The organism is Halosimplex salinum (assembly GCF_003730195.1).
GTDB lineage: Archaea > Halobacteriota > Halobacteria > Halobacteriales > Haloarculaceae > Halosimplex > Halosimplex salinum.
This window is the reverse complement of sequence record NZ_QWGG01000003.1, coordinates 426,190-445,429: the sequence shown is the minus strand read 5'-3', so window position 1 is coordinate 445,429 and position 19,240 is coordinate 426,190. Positions and strand designations below refer to the sequence as shown.

Here is a 19,240-nt window from a genome sequence, read left to right as displayed (position 1 = left end):
CTCCGGTAGCGGGCGACCCGCGAACCGGCGGGCCGCGTCCGCCTCAGAAGACGACCCGTTCGAGGAAGCGCCGCACGAGTCCGGGCTGGCCGGACTCGTGCGGGTGGACGGATATCTCCGTGCAGTCCACGGGCTGAGACGAGTCTCGGTCGAGCAGCGCACCGCGGAGCCGGTGGTCGGCGCCGCGCCGAATACGGAGGTCGGGCGACGACGACCCGCCGTCGGGGGCCGTCGATCCCGGTGTGCGGATCGGGACCGACAGCAGCTCTCCGAGTTGCTCGCGGTACTCTTCGATCGTCCGCTCGCGCTGTTCGGGGCTCCCGTCGGTCTCGGGGTATCCGATGCTCACTTCGGCGTCGTTCTGGCTCGCGATGGCCTCGGCCACGGCGACCTGGTCGGGGTTGAACGGCCCGCCGTCGCTCACGAGTTCGACGAGTCGGGGCCGGTCGTACCCCCTGTTGTCGACGAGCAACACGTCGCACGGCGCGTGTCGGACCACCCAGTCGATGGGGTCGCCGACGAGCCGCGAGCGGAGGCGGAGGCGCTCGTGTTCCGCGACGATCGCGTCGACCCGCCGGTGTTCGGCGAAGTTGACGACCGCGTGTTTGGTGTCGTGGCTGACGATCTCGCCCACGTCGACGTCCACGTCGAGGTCGACCGCGAGGTCGTCGGTCTGCTCCTCGAAGCGAACCTCGGCGGGCGACTGGACCTCCGCGGCCGTCTCGAGCGGCGCCTGGTCGGGCACCTCCTCGAACCAGACGACGACGACGCGGCCGTCGTGTGGCCGGACGAGGTCTGCGGCCATTCGGAGGAGCGCCTGCTCGCGTTCGCGGCTCGCCTCGGCGGTGAGCGCGACGAGGACCTCGTAGGTCTCCCTGTCGATGGCCGACTCGGTCTCGGTGAGGACGTTCCGGCCGACCCGGCGTCGGACGACGTCCGTCGCGGCGCCTTCGCGCTGGATGCGCGGCCGCGCGTAGGCGAAGTACCACACCGCGCTCCCGAGCGTGATGACGACTGCACCGAGAATCGCGATCCGTCCCATCTGCGTGATGAGCACGAGGCCCCCGAGGACGCCGAATATCTGCGTCCACGGGTAGAGCGGCGACTCGAAACTGGGCTCGTACTCCATCTCGCCCTTGCGGAAGGCGACGATCGTGAGGTTGATCAGGATGAACACGAGGATCTGGAACGCGCTGGCGAGTTTGGCGATGTCCAGGATCGGGACGAACGCGATCAGCGTCAGCAGCACCGCGCCGGTGAGGGTGATCGAGGTCGAGGGCGTCCCGAAGCGTTCGCTGACGGCGGCGAGCGTCTCGGGGACGAGGCCGTCGCGGGCCATCGCGAAGGGGTATCGCGACGAGGAGAGGATGCCGGCGTTGGCCGTCGAGACCAGCGCCAGAACGGCGGCGACGACGACCGCGCCGACGCCGAACGCGCCGAGCGTCGCGCGGGCGGCGTCGGCGACCGGCACTTTCGACCCGGCGACGACGCCGGCGTCCGTGACGCCGACCATGATGGCGACGATGAGGACGTACAGCAGCGTCGTGAAGCCGAGCGAGCCGAGGATCCCCAGCGGGATGTTCCGGTCGGGGTTCTCGATCTCCTCGGCGATGCTCGCGACCTTCGTCACGCCGGCGTAGGAGACGAACACGAGGCCGGTCGCGGCGAGCAGTCCGCCCGCCCCGTCCGTGAAGAACGGCTCGAAGTTGGTCTGCCGGACGCCCGGGGCGCTCCCGACGACGAACCAGGACAGCGCCGCGAGCATGGCGACGACGATGACGACCTGCAGTCGCCCGGTCTGTTTCGCCCCGACGAGGTTGATCAGTATCAGGACCGCCGCGAGCGCGAGCGCGACGGGCTTGACGGGCAGGTCGAACACGATGAGGAGGTAGGGGACCCCGCCGACGAGCGCGAGGCCGCCCTTGAAGGCGAGCGCGAACCACGTGCCGACGCCCGCGATGGTCCCGAGGAGCGGGCCCATCCCGCGCTCGATGTAGATGTACGTGCCGCCGGCCTCCGGCATCGCGGTCGCCATCTCCGATTTCGAGAGCGCGGCCGGCAGGACGAACACTCCCGCGAGGAGGTACGCGAGGACGACGGACGGCCCGGCGATGTCGAGCGCCAGCGCCGGCAGGATGAAGATGCCGCTCCCGATCATCGCGCCGATACTGATCGCCAGAACCGTCGGCAGTCCCAGGTCCCGCTCGAGTGACTTCATCGGTTCGTAGAGCCACCGGCGGAACGAAGGTGAATTGCGCTCGCGACCGGTGGACCGTTCGGTCCGGCGCCGGGTGCGAGGGGGCCGTACTGCGACCGGAAGACGTCGAAGTCGGAACTGGTAGCGACAGTCACAGTGGTACTTGTCTTACCGGATCGGGTGGGGCGGTATAAGTGTATGGATCCCCAACAGTACCGACGAACCGGGTGCGAGTGGTCGGATATTTGTCGATATATGTGTGAGTCAGTATGTCAATGACGAACCCGCAATCTCCGCGAGGCGCGGAACTGGATCTGTCGACCGGCGGCGGCGCGGCTACAGCGTCACGTTCCACTCGTGGTCGCAATCGGGACAGCAGAATCCGACCTCCAGGCCGGCCTCGGTGTCGTGGTTCCTGTCGGTCACGTCACCGTGGGCGTCACGGCAGTTGGGACAGAGCGCGTTCACTGGTGGTTCCCCTGTTCGGGGCCGCTCGTCGATTCGTGCCGCGGTGGTTCGTCTCGGAACCGCACACCGGCCGCTCGTCGACTCGAAGCGAGGGGGTCGTCGGGCACGCTCAGATCGATAGGGTCGAGGTCGCTCGTACGGCCTCGATACGGTTCGACACCGTGTCGTAGTCGACGACGTCGAGGTCGGCCATCCGTGGCAGGTGCACGTGATGGAGGGAGACCGCGACTCGATCGACCACTGCCGTCGGCGGGGAGTCCTCGTCGGACTCGCGGGCGGCGACCTCGGCCGCCACGTCCTCGAGGTCCGCCGGCGCACCGAGTTCCGAGAGGGCGGCCAGCGTCAGTCGCCGGCGGTCGGCCGCCAGGAGGTCGTACCGCTCGTCGGCGGTCAGGTCGGCTACTGTTCCGTCGCGGTCTGTCGACTCGTCTGTGGTCTGTGACATGGATAGGTTCCGTCTTCGTCGGACGTACTCTGAGAGAAGACACGACTCCGTGTAAGCGATCGCTATAAGTGATTAGGTGTGTGACTCCGTCAGTCGTGTCGGGCGGGCTGGGTGTCCGAGTCCCGATTTCGGATCGTTCAGTTCTCGATACGTGTCAGATACTGATCGGATGCCTATCGGTTTGCGACTCCGCCGGCGGAAGGTTGTAGTTACCCCCGGCCGTGGATGGGGGTGATGGGATCGCACGGGTTGACGGAGAGTCTCAGCGAGACGCTGGCGCTGTTCGACGGGGACGGGGAGCCACGGACGACGAGCGAGGTGGCGGACCGACTTGGTCTCGGCCGCCGGAGCACGTACGACCGACTGGAGCGACTGGTCGACCACGACCGACTGAAGACCAAGAAAGTGGGGGCGAGCGCGCGGGTGTGGTGGCGGCCGTCGGACGGCACGGCGAGCACGGGGAGCGAATCCGAGGACGTGCTCTCGCGGTTGATCGACAACGTCCCGGGCGTCGTGTATCGCTGTCAGAAAGTGCCCGGGTGGCCGATGTCGTTCGTCAGCCAGGCCGCACGCGACCTCACGGGGTACGAGCCGGCGGCGATCGAACGCGGCGAGGTCAGCTGGGGGGACGACGTGGTCCACCCCGACGACAGGGAGCGACTCCGCCGGGAGGTCGACGAGCAACTCGCCACGAGCGACGAGTTCTCGGTGGACTACCGGATCCGGACCGTCGACGGGGAGACTCGGTGGGTCCACGAACGCGGCTGTGCCGTCGACGTGGCAGCGACCGACGAGACGGTCCTCGAAGGGGTCGTGACCGAAGTGACGGAGCGAAAGCGCTCGGAGCGCGCGCTCGCGGAGCGCGAGCAGCAGTTCCGAACGCTCGTCGAGGAGACCGAGGAGTACGCCATCTTCCGGCTCGGTCCGGCGGGACACGTCCAGACGTGGAACGCGGGCGCCGAGCGGCTCAAGGGGTATCGGACCGAGGAGATAGTCGGCGAGCACTTCTCGACGTTCTACACGGAGGAAGACCGCGAGGCGGGCGTGCCTGCGGAGAACCTCGTGAAGGCCGACGAGGACGGGTCGGTCGAGGACGAGGGCTGGCGGGTGCGCGCCGACGGGACGCGCTTCTGGGCGAACGTCACGATCACCGCCATCCGCGACGACGACGGCGACCTGCAGGGGTACGCAAAGGTCACCCGCGACATGACCGACCGCCGGGCGTTCGAGCGGGAACTCGAACGCGAGCGGGACCTCCTGGAACGAGTGTTCGAGGCGGTGCCCGAGAGCATCGCAGTCCTCGACGAGACCGGGGACCCCGTCAGGATGAACGAACGGATGCGACGCTACCTCGGTGTGGAAGACACCGACGCGGAGCCGGACTCGCTGGCCGGGGACACCGTCTTCGACGAGGACGGCGACCCCGTTCCGCCGGGCGAACGACCGTACGACCGCGCGCTTCGGACGGGGGACCCGGTCAGGGAGTGGGTCGGGCGCTTCGACCTCCCGGGCGGGGGCGAGCGGTGGCTCTCGGTGAACGCCGTCCCGATCACGGGCGAGGACGGCGCGGTCGACCAGGTCGTCGTCTCCGCGGAGGACGTGACGCAGTTGAAAGAGCAGGCTCGGCGCCTCGAACGTCGGCGCGCGGACCTCGAGAACGAACTGGAGGAACTGCTCAGGCGGGTCGACGACGCGTTCTTCGCGCTCGACGACGAGTGGCGGTTCACGTACGTCAACGAGCGCGCGGCACAGCTCCTCGACCGCTCGCGGAGCGAACTCGTCGGTCGGACCCTCTGGGAGGAGTTCCCCGAGACCGTCGACACCCAGTTCCAGGCCGAGTACGAGCGGGCCCGCGAGACGAACGAGTCGGTCTCCTTCGAGTCGTACTACCCGCCGCTGGAGGCCTGGCTGGCGGTGTCGGCCTACCCCTCCGAGAGCGGGCTGTCGGTGTACTTCCAGGACGTGACCGAGCGCAAAGAGCGCGAGCGCGAACTCGAGCGCTACGAGACCATCGTCGAGACGGTCGACGACGGTATCTACGTCGTCGACGAGGAGGGGTACTTCACCGAGGTCAACGAGACGTACGCGTCGATGGTCGGACTCCCCCCGGAGGCGCTCCTCGGCGAACACATCTCGACCGTCGTGGACGACGAGAAGACGCTCAGTACGGCCAAGCGCATCGAGGACGCGCTGTTCGACGGCGAGCAGGCGACGGCCACGCTGGAGACGGCGCTCACGGACGCCGAGGGGGAGGAGTGGGTCGGCGAAGCGACCTTCTCGTTGATGGGGTCCGGGACCGGGGACGGGTACGAGCGCGTCGGCGTCGTCCGCGACGTGACCGACCGCCGGGCGCGCGAGCGCGAACTCGAACAGTACGAACGGATCGTCGAGACGGTCGACGACGGCATCTACGCGCTCGACGACGACGACCGGTACGTGCTCGTCAACGACGCTTTCTGCTCCATGCTCGGCTACGAGCGCGAGGAGATCCTCGGCGAGAAGGGCTCGCTGGTCTACGACGACGAGTACACGCCCGTCATCGAGGAGCGCGCCGGCTCGGTCATCGAGGGCGAGCGCGAGGCGGCGACCATCGAGTTCGAACTCCTCCGCAAGGACGGGTCGCGCATCCCCGTCGAGACCCGATACGAGCCGTTCCCCTACGGCGAGGGGTACGGCCGCTGTGGCGTCGTCCGCGACGTGAGCGAGCGCATCGAGCGCGAGCGCGAACTCCAGCGGCGGATCCGCCAGCAGGCGGTCGTCACCGACCTGGGCCAGCGCGCCCTCGAGAGCCGCGACATCGACGCGCTGATGGCGGATGCCGTCGAGCGCGTGGCGGCCACACTCGACACCGACTACTGCAAGGTGCTCGACCTGGACGACGAGGCCGGGGAACTCCTGGTTCGGCAGGGCGTCGGCTGGGACGAGGGGGTCGTCGGCGAGGCGACCGTCTCGGCGGTCGACGACGACTCGCAGGCCGCACACACGCTCGCGTCGGCGGAGCCGGTGGTCGTCGAAGACCTGCCGACCGAGACGCGCTTCAGCGGCCCCGCCTTGCTGACTGACCACGACGTCCGAAGCGGGATCAGCGTCGTCGTCGGTCCGCCGGACGGCCCGTGGGGGGTCCTCGGGGCGCACGACACCGACGCGCGGGAGTTCTCCGACCAGGACGTCAACTTCGTCCAGTCGGTCGCGACCATCCTCGCGACGGCGATCGGTCGCCACCGCGACGAGCAGGCGCTGGTCCGCCAGCGCGAACAGCTCGCGGCGCTGAACAGCCTCAACGAGGTCGTCCGCGAGATCACCGACGCGGTCCTCGACCAGTCGACGCGCGCCGAGATCGAGCGGACCGTCTGCGAGCACCTCGCGTCGGCCGACTCCTACCGCTTCGCCTGGATCGGCGAGGTCGACGCCACCTCGCAGACGGTCGAGCCGCGCGCCGAGGCGGGCGCCGAGGGGTACCTCGACGCCGTCACCGTCTCCGTCGACCCGGACGACGAGCGGAGCGAGGGGCCGACCGGCCGCGCGATCCGGACCGGGGCCGTCCACTCGATCCAGCACGTCAAGACCGACCCGCACTACGAGCCGTGGCGTGACGTAGCCGAGGAGCACGGCTTCGCGTCCTCGGCGGCTATCCCGGTGGTCTACGACGGGACGACGTACGGTGTGTTGAACGTGTACGCGGAGCGGTCGAACGCCTTCGAGGGACACGAGCGGACGGTGCTCCGCCAGCTCGGCGAGGTCGTCGGCCACGCCATCGCCGCGACCCAGCGCAAGCAGGCGCTCATGAGCGACGAAGTCGTCGAACTGGAGTTCCAGATCAGGGACCTGTTCGAGCGGCTGGACGTGGCGGACCAGCCCGAGGGTCGGTTCTCCTTCGACCACGTCGTCACCGTCGGCGACGGGGAGTTCCTCGTCTACGGCGAGGCCGCGGCCGAGGCCGTGCCGACGCTCGAGACGCTCGTCGACCGGCTCCCCCACTGGACCGACGTGTCGTTCACCGAGGACGAGGGCGACGGCGACACCCGGTTCGAACTGCGGATGGACGAACCGCCGGTGCTGTCGACGCTGGCCTCGCTCGGCGGCTCCGTCGAGCGGGCCCTCGTCGAGGACGGCGACTACCGGATGACGCTCCACCTCTCGCCGAGCGCCGACGTCCGACAGGTCATCGACGCCGTCCAGGACGCCTACCCGTCGGCGACGATGCTGCGCCGCCAGCAGGTGACCAAAGACGACGACCACTCGCGGCCCACGGCCGCGCTCCTGGAGGGGCTCACCGACCGCCAGCGGACGACGCTCGAAGCGGCCTACCACGCCGGGTTCTTCGAGTGGCCCCGCGACGCCTCCGGCGAGGACGTCGCCGAGTCGCTCCAGGTCTCCCCGCCCACGTTCCACCAGCACCTCCGCAAGGCCGAAGGCAAAGTGTTCGGCGGCCTGTTCGAAGTGGCCGACGACTCCTCGTCGACCGGCGACTGACCGCCCTCACCGACGAGTCACTCCGCCCGGTCCAGCGCGATCAGCACGCCCCGGACGTCCATCGCCACCTCGGGGTCGGCCTTCTCCGCCCCCCAGATCGCCCGCTCGGCGTCCGCCTCGGCGACGAAGTGCTCGATCACGGCCTCGTCGTCGTCCAGTTCCGCCCGCTTCTCGGCGACCCGCGCGACCCACGACGCCAGCACGTCCGCGTAGTCGTCGAGTTTGTCGCCCGTCTCGGCGGGCCCGTAGTGCCCGTAACAGAGCACCTCGGGGTCGATCTCGCGGAGCAGGTCCACGTCGTCCTGACACTGCTCCGGGTCGAAGTTCGACGGAGGGCTCGTCGGGAAGAGCCTGTCGGCGTCGGGCGAGTAGATGCCCGCCGCGTCGGCGGTGAAGACGGCGTCGTTCGCCGGGTCGTGGAAGACGACCTGGTGCGGGGCGTGCCCGGGCGCGTGGTACACGTCGAGGGCGTGGTCGCCCAGGTCGATGCTGTCGCCGTTCTCGACCTCGACGATCCGGGACTCGGGGACGGGTTTCGGTTCGGTGTAGTGGACGAACTGGTCGCCGACGGCGCGTTTCGTCCCCTCCCAGAGCCGTTCGGGGTCGACGAGGTGGGGCGCGCCGATACCGTGGACGTACACGTCGGCGTTCGGGCACGCCTCGGCGAGGAAGCCGGCCCCGCCCGCGTGGTCGAGGTGGACGTGCGTGGCCGCGAGCACCTCGATATCTTCGGGTTCGAGTCCCACCTCCGCCGCGGCGTCGAGGATCCGCTCGTAGTTCGTGCCGATGCCGGTGTCGACCAGTGCCGGTCGCTCGTCGTCCACGATGTACACCGAACCGTACTCGGCCACGTCGTACATCCCGGTGTCGACGTAGGAGAGATCCGTGCAGTCGCCGACCGTCACGTCGAACACGTCACCGATTGCCATACTCGATACCCGGGCGGCGCGGACTAAACGGTTCGTGTTACCGTCCCGCTCGGCAGTGCCCCGGCCTCACCGGGTGGCGGCCGCGTCGAGGACCGCGCCGCGGTTGTTGACGTAGGTCGAGTAGTGGGCGTCGTCGGTGAGGTACAGGTCGACGTCTGGGAGGAGGTCGCCGAACGCCCGCGCGAGGTCGACGCCGACGGTCCCGTCCGCGCGCCCGTGCCACATGTCGACCGGGAGCGGGCAGTCGCGGGCGTCGAACTCCCAGTCGCGGCCGACGAGCGGGAGGTCGTGGGCCGGTCCGCGCGACCCGCCGCGGAACGCCTCGGCGCCGTCGGCGAACAGCGTCTCGCCGGCCGGCCCGTCGAAGACCGCTCGGTCCTCCGGGGGCGACCCGGCCACCAGCGCGGTCCGGAACTGCGGCCAGGCGTTCTCGGCCAGCCACGCCGAAGAGGCGAATGCCGTCTGGGAGAACCCCGGCACGTGCTTGGTCGCCGACAGCACCGCCTCGTTGAACGGATCCGCGTTCGCCCGCGTCTCCGGCGGCGTGACGGTGCTCACGAGCGAGACGCCCCGAATTCGGTCGGGGACGGCGTGCGCACAGGCCATCGCGTGGGGGCCGCCGCCGGAGAACCCCGCGACGCCGAAGCGGTCGATGTCGAGGTGGTCCGCAAGCGCGCAGACGTCGTCGGGCCAGTCGAGTAGCGTCCGACCGCCCTCGAAGTCCGACGCGCCGAAGCCCGGTCGGTCCGGGGCGACGACGCGGATGCCCCGCTCCGTCGCCTCGTCGTCGCAGAGCGACCACATCAGCCGCGACCCGATGACGCCGTGGAAGGGGAAGACAGGTGTGCCGTCGGGGTCGCCGTACTCGGCGTACGAGAGCGTCCGGCCGTCCGGCAGTTCGATCGTAGAGGGCTCGTTCATGTGTAGCCATGTTGGGGGCCGTGGACTGAAACCCGTATCGCTCCGTGGAACTCGCTCTCACGGTCTCACTGGGCGACTCCCGGCACCGCGACGGCCGATCGACAATCTCCCACACGACACCGACAGCCATAATTCCGGGCGTCGAGAAGCCTCGCTCATGCTAAGCAGGCAGTTCGTCCGGGAGAACCCGGAGACGGTCCGCGACGCCATCGAGCGCAAGGGCGTCACGGGCGTCGACCTGGACGAGATCCTCGAGATCGACGAGGAGTGGCGCGAACTCAAGGCCCGCGGCGACGGGCTCCGACACGAGCGCAACGAGGTCTCCAGCGACATCGGCGACCTCAAACAGGAGGGCAAAGAGGAGGAGGCTCAGGCGGCCATCGAGCGCTCGCAGGAGCTCAAGGACGAACTCCAGGAGGTCGAGGACCGCGCGGACGAACTGGAGGACGAACTCGAGGAGCGACTGCTCGAACTCCCCAACGTCCCGCACGACTCCGTGCCGACGGGCGAGGACGAGAGCGACAATATCGAGCGCTACCGCGAGGGGTTCGACGACCTGCGGGTCGACCCCGACGACGTGGTGCCCCACTACGACCTGGGCGAGGAACTCGACCTGCTGGACTTCGAGCGCGGCGCGAAGGTCTCCGGGGGCGGCTTCCAGTTCGTCAAGGGCGACGGCGCGCGCCTGAAACGCGCGCTCGTCGACTTCTTCCTCGACGTACACCGCGAGCAGGAGTACGTCGAGGTGTCCCCGCCGATCCCGGTGAACTCCGCGTCGATGCGCGGGACGGGACAGCTCCCGAAGTTCGCCGAGGACGCCTACCGCATCGAGGCCCGGCAGGACGACGACTACGACGACGACGACCTGTGGCTCCTCCCCACCGCGGAGGTGCCCGTGACGAACATGTACCGTGACGAGATCCTGCTGGACGACGACCTCCCGCTGAAACACCAGGCGTTCTCGCCCAACTTCCGGCGCGAGGCCGGCGAGCACGGCACGGAGACGCGCGGCTACGTCCGCGTTCACCAGTTCGACAAGGTGGAACTCGTCAACTTCGTCCGCCCGGAGGAGAGCTACGACCGCCTCGAAGCGCTCCTGGGTGAGGCCGAGGAAGTGCTCCAGCGCCTCGGCCTGCCCTACCGCGTCCTCGACATGTGCACCGGCGACATGGGCTTCACGCAGGCCAAGAAGTACGACATCGAGGTGTGGGCGCCCGCCGACGACATGGAGGACGGCCCCGACGTGGGCGGTCGCTGGCTCGAAGTCTCCAGCGTCTCGAACTTCGAGGACTTCCAGGCGCGCCGCGCCGGACTCCGCTATCGACCCGAGCGCCACGAGAGCGCGGAGTACCTCCACACGCTCAACGGGAGCGGCGTCGCGGTCCCGCGCGTGATGGTCGCCATCATGGAGTACTACCAGAACGACGACGGGACGATCACCGTCCCCGAGGCCCTGCGCCCGTACATGAACGGCCAGGAGGTCGTCGAGGGCCACGACCCCGTCGGCGAGAGCGCGGTCGGCGCCGGCGAGAAGGAGTGACGCGCACGGGAGCGCGTCGTGCTCGCCGACGACACCCAGCGGTCGGCGCCGGCGAGAAGGACTGACGCGCACGAGAACGCGTCATGCTCGCCGACGACATCCAGCGCTCGGCGCCGGCGAGAAGGACTGACGCGCACGAGAACGCGTCATGCTCGCCGACGACATCCAGCGGTCGGCGCCGGCGAGAAGGACTGACGCGCACGAGAACGCGTCATGCTCGCCGACGACATCCAGCGCTCGGCGCCGGCGAGAAAGAGTAGCGGCGCTACGCCATCGAACACCCCTTTTGAACCGTTTTAGTGCGTGTAGGTGTCGATCCGTTCGAGACCGGGATCGCCGACGGTGAACACGTCGACGAACGCCGTGATCTGCTCGCCGTCGGCGTCGAGCAAGCGGCCGCGGACTGCGACGGCGCCGCCTGTCTCACGTTCGTACCCTCTCTCGTCTTCATGAACGCGATACACCGCTTCGACGCGGTGGGTCGTGTCTTTCTGTGGTCGTTCTTCGCGCATGAACGCGACGAAGCGCTCGCACCCGTCGAGGGTCAGATCGGGACGGTCGTGGACGAACCCGTCGGCGAGCAGGTCCGCGAGGGCGTCGTAGTCGTGGTCGTCGAGCGCGCGGTAGTAGGCGCGCGCCCGCTCGACGGCGCGGTCGCTCATAGGCGTGTTTGGCGGGGCCGCGACAAGAGGACGCCGGTCACTCCACGGCTCCGCCGCACGCCCTCACCGACCGGGGATGTCCCAGTCGGCGCGTTCGTCCGTCTCCTCCTCGTCCGCTCCCTCGGTCGGGTCGACGAGGTCGAGTTCCTCCACGTCCTCGTCGTCGTCCGCGTCGGCGTCCCCCGATCCGTCGGCTCCCGGTCCGTCATCGCCCGTCTCGCCGTCCTCGCCGACCGCATCGCCGCTTTCGGCTCCTGTCTCGTCGCCGGAAGCGGTCGTCTCCACCCCAGCGCCGTCGCCCTCTCCGGTCGGTCCGTCGGGGGCTCCGCCGGCCGTCGTGGGACCGCCGGAGGTCTCCGCGTCGCCGGCTGTCGTCTCCGCGTCACCGTCCGTCCCCTCGCCCTCGGACGCCTCGACGGCGTAGAGGTTCATCTCCAGGTCGCCTTCCACCGTGTCTCCCTCGACGCTCGACTCGCTGTCGGCGTCCGCCGCGTCGGCCGCGTCCAGCGCGTCGTCGTCGGTCGCGTCGACGGCGTCGAGGTTCATCTCCAGGTCGCCCTCCACCGTGTCGGACTCACCCGCCGTCTCGGCGTACTCGTCGGTCCCCTCGGCGACGGCCGCGTCGAGGTCAGCGTCGTCGACTGCGAGGTCGGCGTCGACGGGGTCGCCGTCGTCGGCCCGCCAGTCGTAGTCGCCGTCGTCCTCGGGTTCGACGACCACTGCGTCGCCGATGTCGATCCCGTCGCCCGTGAGCGCGAACGCGTCCGGTTCGGGGGGTTCGGAGAGGTCGCTCGCGGTGTCGAGGAGGCGCTGGGCGTCGTCGCGATACTGCGAGCCCTGTTTGCCGCGGCCGCTGGAGAGGGCGTCGGCGGAGTCGGCCAGCCAGCTGGCGGCGTGTGAGAGCGTGTCGGCCTTCTCCTGAGTGCGGTCGACCACGGTCTCGAAGTCGGCGGTCTCGGCGAACCTGACGGCCGTGTCGAAGTGGTCCGCGGCGGCCGTGAAGTGGGGCTCGGCCGCCTCGAACCCGCTGCGGGCGTCCATCCACTCGCGGTCCTCGTACTCGGCCATCGCGTCGGTGAACGCCTGGCGACCGGCGACGTACTTCTCGTGGCCGACCCGGTAGCGTTCGAGCGCGGTGTCGTCGCCGCCGATGTCGCCGACGGCTTCTTTCACCGGCCGCACGTCGATGGTCGCTTCGAGGTCGTCGGTCCCCCAGGCGTACTGGACCGTTCCGCGGTGGTCGACGACGAACACCGCCCGCTGGACGAGCGACTCGCCGGTCTCGGTCTCCATCGCCACGTCGTAGGCGTCGGCGGCCGTCCCCGCCCGGTCGCTCAACAGCGGGACGTTCAGCCCGTACCGCTCGGCGAACGCCTCGTGGCTGTAGGTGCTGTCGGGCGAGACCCCGAACACGGAGACGTCTTTCTGCATCGTGAAGAGATCCAGATCGCCCAGGTCGGAGGTCTGCATCGTGCAGGCGGGGTTGAAGTCCGCGGGGTAGAACGCGAGGACGACGATCCCGTCACCGAGGTACTCGTCGAGGTCGACCTGTCGCCGTTCGCCGTCGACGTAGGCGGGCAGGCTGACCGCGGGTGCGTCGGCGCCCTCCGAGAGCATTGTACCATAACACACGAGTTATCGTATATAGGTGTTCCCAGCGTTTTCACGGACAGAATCGGCGTTCGCCGGTCGACCGCTCGGGCGGTGTCGCCGGTCCGAGCGGCTTTTGCCACCGCGGCGAGTACCCCGCCCGTGGAGTTACACGTCCGGTACGAGGGGGACGACGACCCCGACAAGTGTTCGGCGCGGCGGCTCGCGAAGTTCGACCACGCCGAGTTACACCGCGCGACGCGGTCGACGCCGCCGGGGATCGTCCTCAACCCCTTCGCCGACCAGGCGCTCTCGCCCGCAGACCGCGAGGGGACGGGCGCTCGCCGCGACCGCCTCGTCGCCCTCGACTGCTCGTGGGAGACCGCCGAGCGCGAGGCCTTCGACCTGGAGGGGATCCACCGCTCGCTCCCCTTCCTCGTCGCCGGGAACCCCGTCAACTACGGGACCGCCTTCCAGTTGAACACCGTCGAGGCGTTCGCGGGCGCGCTCTGTATCCTCGGCGAGCGCGAACAGGCCGAGGAGATCCTCTCCGTGTTCTCGTGGGGACACACCTTCCTCGAACTCAACGAGGAACCGCTCGCGCGCTACGCCGACTGCGCGGACTCGACGGACGTGCTCGCCGTGCAGGACGACTATCTCGCCGACGAGTGAGCCGTCGCTGGCGGCGGGTGACCGGGCCCGGAAGAATTGCGGTCGGCGTCAGTTCGACGCGGCGATCGGCCCGATGATCGGGAGCGCGTAGCGCTCGCCCTGGTGAGCCTTCAGGATCAGCAGCGCCCAGCCGACGAACGCCGCGAGGCCGACGAACCCGTTCAGCGGGAGCACCAGTAACGCGAAGAAGTCGCCCACGAACGGTATCGCGGTGAGGACGCCGACGATCATTCCGATGACGATGTAGACGCCGATTACGGCGACCCCGAAGCCGATGCTCTGAATCGAGTGAAAGCGCACGAAGTCGTCCTCGTCGCCTTCGAGCAGCAGCATGAGGACGCCCGTCAGCGGCGCGACCACGTACGCGATGGCCGCCGCGACGTTCGGCTCGAGGTCGGTCCCCCCGGCCGCCGGGCCGGTCATCGAATCGCCCCGCTGAACCGTCTGCCCGCTCTGCCCGCCCGACTGCCCCGCGGTCTGTCCACTGGGCTGACCGGCGCTCTGGCCGCCCGTCTGGCCCGTGCTCTGCCCGCCCGTCTGGCCTGCACTCCGGTCCTCGGTCGACTGGCCACCCGTGGATTGACCACCCGTGGACTGACCGCCGGTCGACTGGCCGTCGGTAGATTGCTCGTCAGTCGAACCGTTCTCGGCGGGTTGCCCGTCGGCCGACTGACCGCCCGTGGATTGACCCTCCACCGACTGCCCGCCAGTCGACTGGCCTTCCACCGTCTGTCCGTCGACCGTCCGTTCCTCGACGGACTGGTCGTCCGTCGACTGTCCGTTCTCGCTCGGGTCGGAGCCGTCCGGCTGTTCGTCGCTCATGCGCCCACCTCCACGACGCGCGCGCCGCGTTCCTGCCCGATTCCCCTGGGTCGGTGTGTACCAACCATGTCAGCAAGAGCGAAAGCACCTCTTGTAATACTTTTCACTAGCCGATCACATATTTGCGGCGTCCGAACGCCGCGAACGGCGGGTCGAGCGGCTGATGTCGTGCTATTCGACGCCGATGGCCGACGCCGGGGTGAACGCCGCGAGCGCGAACACGAGCGGCGCCGCGTAGTCGATGGCGGGCTCGTTCGAGGCGTAGGAGCCGGTCACGTCGAGATAGCACTTCGCGGGCGGCGGGCTCTCGTCTTCGATCAGCTCCGCGAGCTCGGGGTCGTCCGCGCTGGCGTTCGGGCCGCCGACGAGGTTCCCCGGGACGTTGATTCCCGTGCTCTCGACGGTCCGGCTGTGGGGGTTCTGCGGGGCGGTCTCGCCCGACCCCGTGACGTAGGAGTAGGTCGTGGGCGTCCGCCCGAGCACGTAGTGAATCTGGTCGAGCGCCGCCTCGACGTACGCCTCGTTCGGCTCGATCTCGTTGGCGAGGAGGAGCTTGTTGCCCTTCGCGACGGCGACCTTCGCCGACGCCCAGTAGTACTGGTCGGTCGACAGCGAGACGCGGTACCCCTCCGAGCCGACGTGCTCGACCAGTTCGTCCGCGTCGGCGACCAGCTGCTCGGCGATGGTCGACTGCCGGTCCTCGTCCCCCGCCTCGGCCGTGTAGTACGCCCAGTGGCCCAGCAGGAGCGCGTTGCCCCAGGTCACCGCCGGCGGGGCGATTCCGAAGCGGTCGGCGAGTTCCGATTCGAGGTAGTCGGCGTAGCGACTCTCCCCGGTGGTCTTCAGCAGTTCGGCGGCGGCCCAGAACCGCTCCTCGCGGTCGCTGGTCTTCGCGTACCCGCCCGAGCCGTCGTCCTGCCCCTCGTCGCGGCGAAACTCCGAATCGGGGTTCGCTTCGAGGTACGACTGGGCATTCCGGGCGTTCTCCAGCATCCGATCGGCGAAGTCGGCGTCGAACTCGCGGTAGATCCGGGCGGCCATCGCCATCACGCCGGCGACCATCCCCGTCCCGTACGTCGAGAGCCCGAACACGTAGCGGGTCTGGTCGTCTTCGGTCGGACTCGTGTCCATCCCCGGCCAGTTCGTCCCCGAGACCTTGTGATAGACGGCGCCGTCGGGCCGCTGCATCTTCTCCAGCCACTCGAGTTTGAACTTCACCTCCGCCAGCAGGTCCGGCATGCCCGTCTCGCGTCCAGCCGTCGACACGCCGTCGGGCATGGCGAGTTGCCCCGTCTCGAAGGTGTCCGGGTGCTGCTCGTAGGCCAGCAGCAGCTGACCGGCGGTGATCGCGCCCGGCGTGACGTACTTGCCGTAGTCGCCGGCGTCGTACCAGCCGCCGCTCACGTCGACTGTGTCCCCCTCGTCGCGGAACTCGTCGCCGAAGTACATCCGGGCCTCGGCGTCCTGCGGGTGGCCCGGCCCGAACTCGAGACCCGTGACGGGGTCCTCGATGCGGGTGTTCGCCCGGCGGAGCGTGTATCGCCGGCACAGTTCGGCGAGCGTCCGGCCCCAGACGCCGTCCGCAACTTCGAATTCGTGGGAGGCGACGCTACCGTCGCCGAGTGCCAACTGGTAGGTCCCCGGTTGGCTCACGCCACTGAAGTCGGCGTGGCGCACCGTGTCGCCGGAGGCGGCGTCCTCGGAGGGGTCCGAGAGTTCGCCGCTCGTGACGGCGTCGCCGCTCTCGGCGTCGAAGACGGTGAACGCCGTCGCGTCCGCCCGCACGACCGCTCCCTTCGGGTCTGGCGGCCGGTACCCGACCTGGTCGACGAGGACCGACTCGCCGGACTCCGCCGGGTCGAGTTCCGTCGGCGGGTCGGCCGCCGTCTCCGGGGGCTCGTTCACCTCCGTCGACCCGGGGTCGCCGTCGGCGTCGGTGTCCGCGTCAGTCGAGGGCTCACCGTCCGCGTCCGACCCGTCGCCCGCCGCGTCGCCGTCGCGCTCGCCCTGTGTCGCAGTCGATCCACCCTGTCCGGGACACCCCGCGAACGCGGCCACCCCGGTCACGCCCGCGGCGAGCATCGCCCGTCGCGACACCCGCTCGCTGTCGTCCACCATATCCAACACGTATTCGGGACGGTATACTAATAATTTTCCCACAATAACTCTGAGAAATTTACAGCGCGTTGTTGTGTAGTGAGGTCCAGAGCGATCGGCGGTGGATCGCCTGGGGGCAGGGGAACGCTTTACTCCGGCGGGGAGCATCGTCGGGCATGGAGACGGATCGACTCCGCGAGGCGCTGGAGCGCGCGGGCCTGACGGAGTACCAGGCGGCCGTGTATCTGGGGCTGCTCGACAAGGGGACGGCGCCGGTCGTCGACGTGGCCGAGCAGGCCGGTGTGCCCACCTCGCAGGTGTACGACGTCGTGCGGACGCTGGAGGACCGCGGCTTCGTGGAGGCCGTCGAGCGCGACCGGTTGCACGCCCGGGCGGACGAACCGGGGACGGTACTCGACGAACTCCGGTCGACGGGGGAGTTACTGGCCGACGCGGCCGACGAGATCGAGGAGCGCTGGGAGCGGCCGGACCCGAGCGAGCACCGCGTCAGCGTCGTCAAACGCCAGCGGACGGTCGTCGAGAACGCTCGCGCCGCCATCGAAGCGGCGAACGTCTCCGTCGAGTTCGGCGGGACCGCAGAGCAGTTCACGGAACTCCGCCCCGCGCTGGAGTCCGCCGCCGGGCGCGGCGTCGTCGTCCACGCGTCGATCAACGGGCCGATCGCCGACTCCGAGATCGGTCCCGAGGACCTCGTCGGCAGCCCCATCACCGAGGTGCGCCACTCCCGGTCGCCCGGCTCGTTCCTCACCGTCGTCGACCGCCGGCAGGGCTTCCTCTCGCCGAACGTCCACGCCGACGAGGAGTACGGCGTCCAGGTCGGCGACGACCTCCTGACCTTCCTCTTTCACTGGTCGTTTCTCACCTGCGGGTGGGTCCCCGCAGAGCGGGTCCACGTCGCCGACGAGGACGACACCGTCTACGTCAGCATCGAGGAGTTCGTCCGCCACGCCGCGGTCGTCGCCGACGAGGGCGCGACCGTCACCGTCGCCGTCCACGGCCGCGACACCGACACCGGCGACCCCGTCGACGTCCGGGGGCGACTCGTCGACGTCCGACTCGGCGACGGCAACGGGTCCGTCACCGACCCCTCCTACGACGAACTCGGCGGAACCGTCAGCATCGTCGTCGCGACGGAAAGCGGCGAGGTCGAGGTCGGCGGCTGGGGCGCGGTCGGCGAGGACATCGAGGCGGAGATCGTCCGCGTCGAATCGATCACGGATTGAGCGACGGGCGGGGTCCGGGGCGGGAGCGCTCGATCCCCGACCGAGTCACTCCCGAGCCCAGCGCAGTCCCGTCGGCTCCGCGGGCGGGTCGAGCGGGCTCGCGGGCACGTCGGAGTGGGGTTCTGGCGCGTGGTAGGCGCTGGGCGCGATGTCGTTCGGCCCGTCGGGGTAGCACGCCGACGCGACGGCGTGGAGGTGTTCGCGCCCGACGCCGAGTTCGTACTGGCCGCCGCCGTACAGCGAGATCCTGCGTTCCAGACAGTACTCGACCGTGTCGAGCAGGTCCGCCACCGTGCCGAACCGCGAGGGCTTGATATTGAGCCACTGTGGTTCGATCGGCAGGGCCTCGACGCTGTCCACGTCGGTTACGGGGTAGTCCCACGAGAGGCGGTCCTCGGCGCCCGCCAGGACCGGTCGCGTCTCCGCGGTGAACTTCGCGTCCTCGACGACGGCGTCGGGGAACGCCGCGAGCACCTGCCGGTAGCGCTCGGGGTCGGCGTCGGTGTCCACGTCCGTCCCCTCGTAGTAGCTCTTCAGGTCGAGGATGCGCACGCTGTCGGTCGCCGCGAGCTCGTCCATCAGGTCGGGCGTCCACGCGGCCGTGGGGTCGAGTTTGAACTCCATCTCGGGGTCGACGTCGAGCCACCGGTGGATCCGGTCGGCGGAGGGGTCGCCCTCGGTGTCCAATCGCGTCGAGACGACGAACCGGACGGGGTCGTAGCGGCGGTCGAGCGCCGCGGCGAAAGTGGTGTCGGCCTGCCGGAGTGCGAGGTCCAGCGCCGCGCTCTCGACGGCCCAGCGGCGGTAGTGCCGTGAGACCTCCCGCTCCGGCGGTTCGGGGAACAGGTCGATGTCCGCCAGCATCGCCGAGAACTCGTCGAACGTGTACTCGCCGGACAGGTCCCAGTCGAGGTCGTCCGCGGCGTGGGCCGACTGCAACCGGTCGTGATCCTCGGTGTCGTAAGTGACGTCCTCGCCACGGCCGCGTTCGTCGCCGCCGTCGAGCTCTATCTCCGTCGTGACGCGCGTGAACCCCGCGGAGGTGTCCATCTCGTGGCGTGCGAGGTCGAACTCGTCGATTTCGAGGGGGAGGTCCGCGACGCGGTCGTAGAGGTCGCTCATGGACGGGTAGTCGGACGCGGCGCGGTTAACCGTGACTCAACCGGCGAACTGTCGCGGT

The 19,240-nt window shown here is 69.5% G+C and carries 14 protein-coding genes; 4 read left to right on the top strand and 10 right to left on the bottom strand.

All coding sequences use genetic code 11. The features are described 5' to 3' along the window. Positions 1–43 precede the first annotated feature (43 nt). From D1409_RS10505 to D1409_RS10500, 3 genes are all read right to left on the bottom strand, one after another. Positions 44–2,218, bottom strand: a complete 2,175-nt coding sequence (locus D1409_RS10505) for an amino acid permease (protein ID WP_123536805.1) — start codon at positions 2,216–2,218, stop codon at positions 44–46. 315 nt (positions 2,219–2,533) lie between these two features. Further along, a complete protein-coding gene (locus D1409_RS25575) occupies positions 2,534–2,665 on the bottom strand; it encodes a hypothetical protein (RefSeq protein WP_268895820.1) in 132 nt (43 codons plus the stop codon). A gap of 109 nt (positions 2,666–2,774) precedes the next feature. Further along, the gene (locus D1409_RS10500) at positions 2,775–3,110 is read right to left on the bottom strand and encodes a DUF7344 domain-containing protein (protein ID WP_123536803.1); all 336 of its coding nucleotides are present in this window, start codon (positions 3,108–3,110) and stop codon (positions 2,775–2,777) included. A 234-nt stretch (positions 3,111–3,344) separates the two neighbouring features. On the opposite strand from D1409_RS10500, the gene D1409_RS25215 reads away from it, so the two are divergent. Next, complete coding sequence (locus D1409_RS25215) at positions 3,345–7,583, top strand: PAS domain S-box protein (RefSeq protein WP_206425024.1); 4,239 nt, start codon at positions 3,345–3,347, stop codon at positions 7,581–7,583. 17 nt (positions 7,584–7,600) lie between these two features. Here D1409_RS25215 and D1409_RS10480 read toward each other — a convergent pair whose 3' ends face one another. Next, positions 7,601–8,512 carry an MBL fold metallo-hydrolase gene (locus D1409_RS10480; RefSeq protein WP_123536801.1) on the bottom strand — a complete coding sequence of 304 codons (912 nt, stop codon included), beginning with the start codon at positions 8,510–8,512 and terminating at the stop codon, positions 7,601–7,603. Between the two features lie 66 nt (positions 8,513–8,578). Continuing rightward, on the bottom strand, positions 8,579–9,433 hold the full coding sequence (locus tag D1409_RS10475) for an alpha/beta fold hydrolase (RefSeq protein ID WP_123536799.1): 855 nt from the start codon (positions 9,431–9,433) through the stop codon (positions 8,579–8,581). Positions 9,434–9,590: 157 nt separating this feature from the next. Here D1409_RS10475 and serS point away from each other — a divergent pair, with 157 nt between their 5' ends. After that, positions 9,591–10,973 carry a serine--tRNA ligase gene (gene serS / locus D1409_RS10470; RefSeq protein ID WP_123536797.1) on the top strand — a complete coding sequence of 461 codons (1,383 nt, stop codon included), beginning with the start codon at positions 9,591–9,593 and terminating at the stop codon, positions 10,971–10,973. 296 nt (positions 10,974–11,269) lie between these two features. Here serS and D1409_RS10465 read toward each other — a convergent pair whose 3' ends face one another. Both D1409_RS10465 and D1409_RS10460 read right to left on the bottom strand, forming a co-directional pair. Continuing rightward, positions 11,270–11,635: a nuclear transport factor 2 family protein gene (locus D1409_RS10465; RefSeq protein ID WP_123536795.1), complete on the bottom strand. Its 366-nt coding sequence runs from the start codon at positions 11,633–11,635 to the stop codon at positions 11,270–11,272. A 63-nt stretch (positions 11,636–11,698) separates the two neighbouring features. Then, positions 11,699–13,252, bottom strand: coding sequence for a redoxin domain-containing protein (locus D1409_RS10460; protein WP_123536793.1), 1,554 nt, complete (start codon positions 13,250–13,252; stop codon positions 11,699–11,701). 135 nt (positions 13,253–13,387) lie between these two features. On the opposite strand from D1409_RS10460, the gene D1409_RS10455 reads away from it, so the two are divergent. Then, positions 13,388–13,897 carry a DUF367 family protein gene (locus D1409_RS10455; RefSeq protein WP_123536791.1) on the top strand — a complete coding sequence of 170 codons (510 nt, stop codon included), beginning with the start codon at positions 13,388–13,390 and terminating at the stop codon, positions 13,895–13,897. A gap of 48 nt (positions 13,898–13,945) precedes the next feature. Here the strand turns inward: D1409_RS10455 and D1409_RS25210 are convergent, their stop codons facing one another. Beyond that, complete coding sequence (locus tag D1409_RS25210) at positions 13,946–14,719, bottom strand: DUF4870 domain-containing protein (RefSeq protein WP_206425023.1); 774 nt, start codon at positions 14,717–14,719, stop codon at positions 13,946–13,948. A 171-nt stretch (positions 14,720–14,890) separates the two neighbouring features. Further along, positions 14,891–16,837, bottom strand: coding sequence for a glycoside hydrolase family 9 protein (locus tag D1409_RS10445; RefSeq protein WP_123536789.1), 1,947 nt, complete (start codon positions 16,835–16,837; stop codon positions 14,891–14,893). A gap of 155 nt (positions 16,838–16,992) precedes the next feature. Between D1409_RS10445 and D1409_RS10440 the strand changes: the two genes are divergently transcribed. After that, a complete protein-coding gene (locus D1409_RS10440) occupies positions 16,993–18,060 on the top strand; it encodes a TrmB family transcriptional regulator (RefSeq protein WP_123536788.1) in 1,068 nt (355 codons plus the stop codon). A 45-nt stretch (positions 18,061–18,105) separates the two neighbouring features. Here D1409_RS10440 and D1409_RS10435 read toward each other — a convergent pair whose 3' ends face one another. Continuing rightward, positions 18,106–19,182 carry an enolase-like domain-containing protein gene (locus tag D1409_RS10435; protein WP_123536786.1) on the bottom strand — a complete coding sequence of 359 codons (1,077 nt, stop codon included), beginning with the start codon at positions 19,180–19,182 and terminating at the stop codon, positions 18,106–18,108. Positions 19,183–19,240 lie beyond the last annotated feature (58 nt).

Bases quoted from the DNA above. Each gene is read 5' to 3' on its own strand.
- D1409_RS10500 (WP_123536803.1), bottom strand. From the start codon at position 3,110: ATGTCACAGACCACAGACGAGTCGACAGACCGCGACGGAACAGTAGCC.
- D1409_RS10435 (WP_123536786.1), bottom strand. From the start codon at position 19,182: ATGAGCGACCTCTACGACCGCGTCGCGGACCTCCCCCTCGAAATCGAC.
- D1409_RS10465 (WP_123536795.1), bottom strand. From the start codon at position 11,635: ATGAGCGACCGCGCCGTCGAGCGGGCGCGCGCCTACTACCGCGCGCTC.
- D1409_RS25215 (WP_206425024.1), top strand. From the start codon at position 3,345: ATGGGATCGCACGGGTTGACGGAGAGTCTCAGCGAGACGCTGGCGCTG.
- D1409_RS10445 (WP_123536789.1), bottom strand. From the start codon at position 16,837: ATGGTGGACGACAGCGAGCGGGTGTCGCGACGGGCGATGCTCGCCGCG.
- D1409_RS10460 (WP_123536793.1), bottom strand. From the start codon at position 13,252: ATGCTCTCGGAGGGCGCCGACGCACCCGCGGTCAGCCTGCCCGCCTAC.
- D1409_RS10505 (WP_123536805.1), bottom strand. From the start codon at position 2,218: ATGAAGTCACTCGAGCGGGACCTGGGACTGCCGACGGTTCTGGCGATC.
- serS (WP_123536797.1), top strand. From the start codon at position 9,591: ATGCTAAGCAGGCAGTTCGTCCGGGAGAACCCGGAGACGGTCCGCGAC.
- D1409_RS25210 (WP_206425023.1), bottom strand. From the start codon at position 14,719: ATGAGCGACGAACAGCCGGACGGCTCCGACCCGAGCGAGAACGGACAG.
- D1409_RS10440 (WP_123536788.1), top strand. From the start codon at position 16,993: ATGGAGACGGATCGACTCCGCGAGGCGCTGGAGCGCGCGGGCCTGACG.
- D1409_RS10480 (WP_123536801.1), bottom strand. From the start codon at position 8,512: ATGGCAATCGGTGACGTGTTCGACGTGACGGTCGGCGACTGCACGGAT.
- D1409_RS10475 (WP_123536799.1), bottom strand. From the start codon at position 9,433: ATGAACGAGCCCTCTACGATCGAACTGCCGGACGGCCGGACGCTCTCG.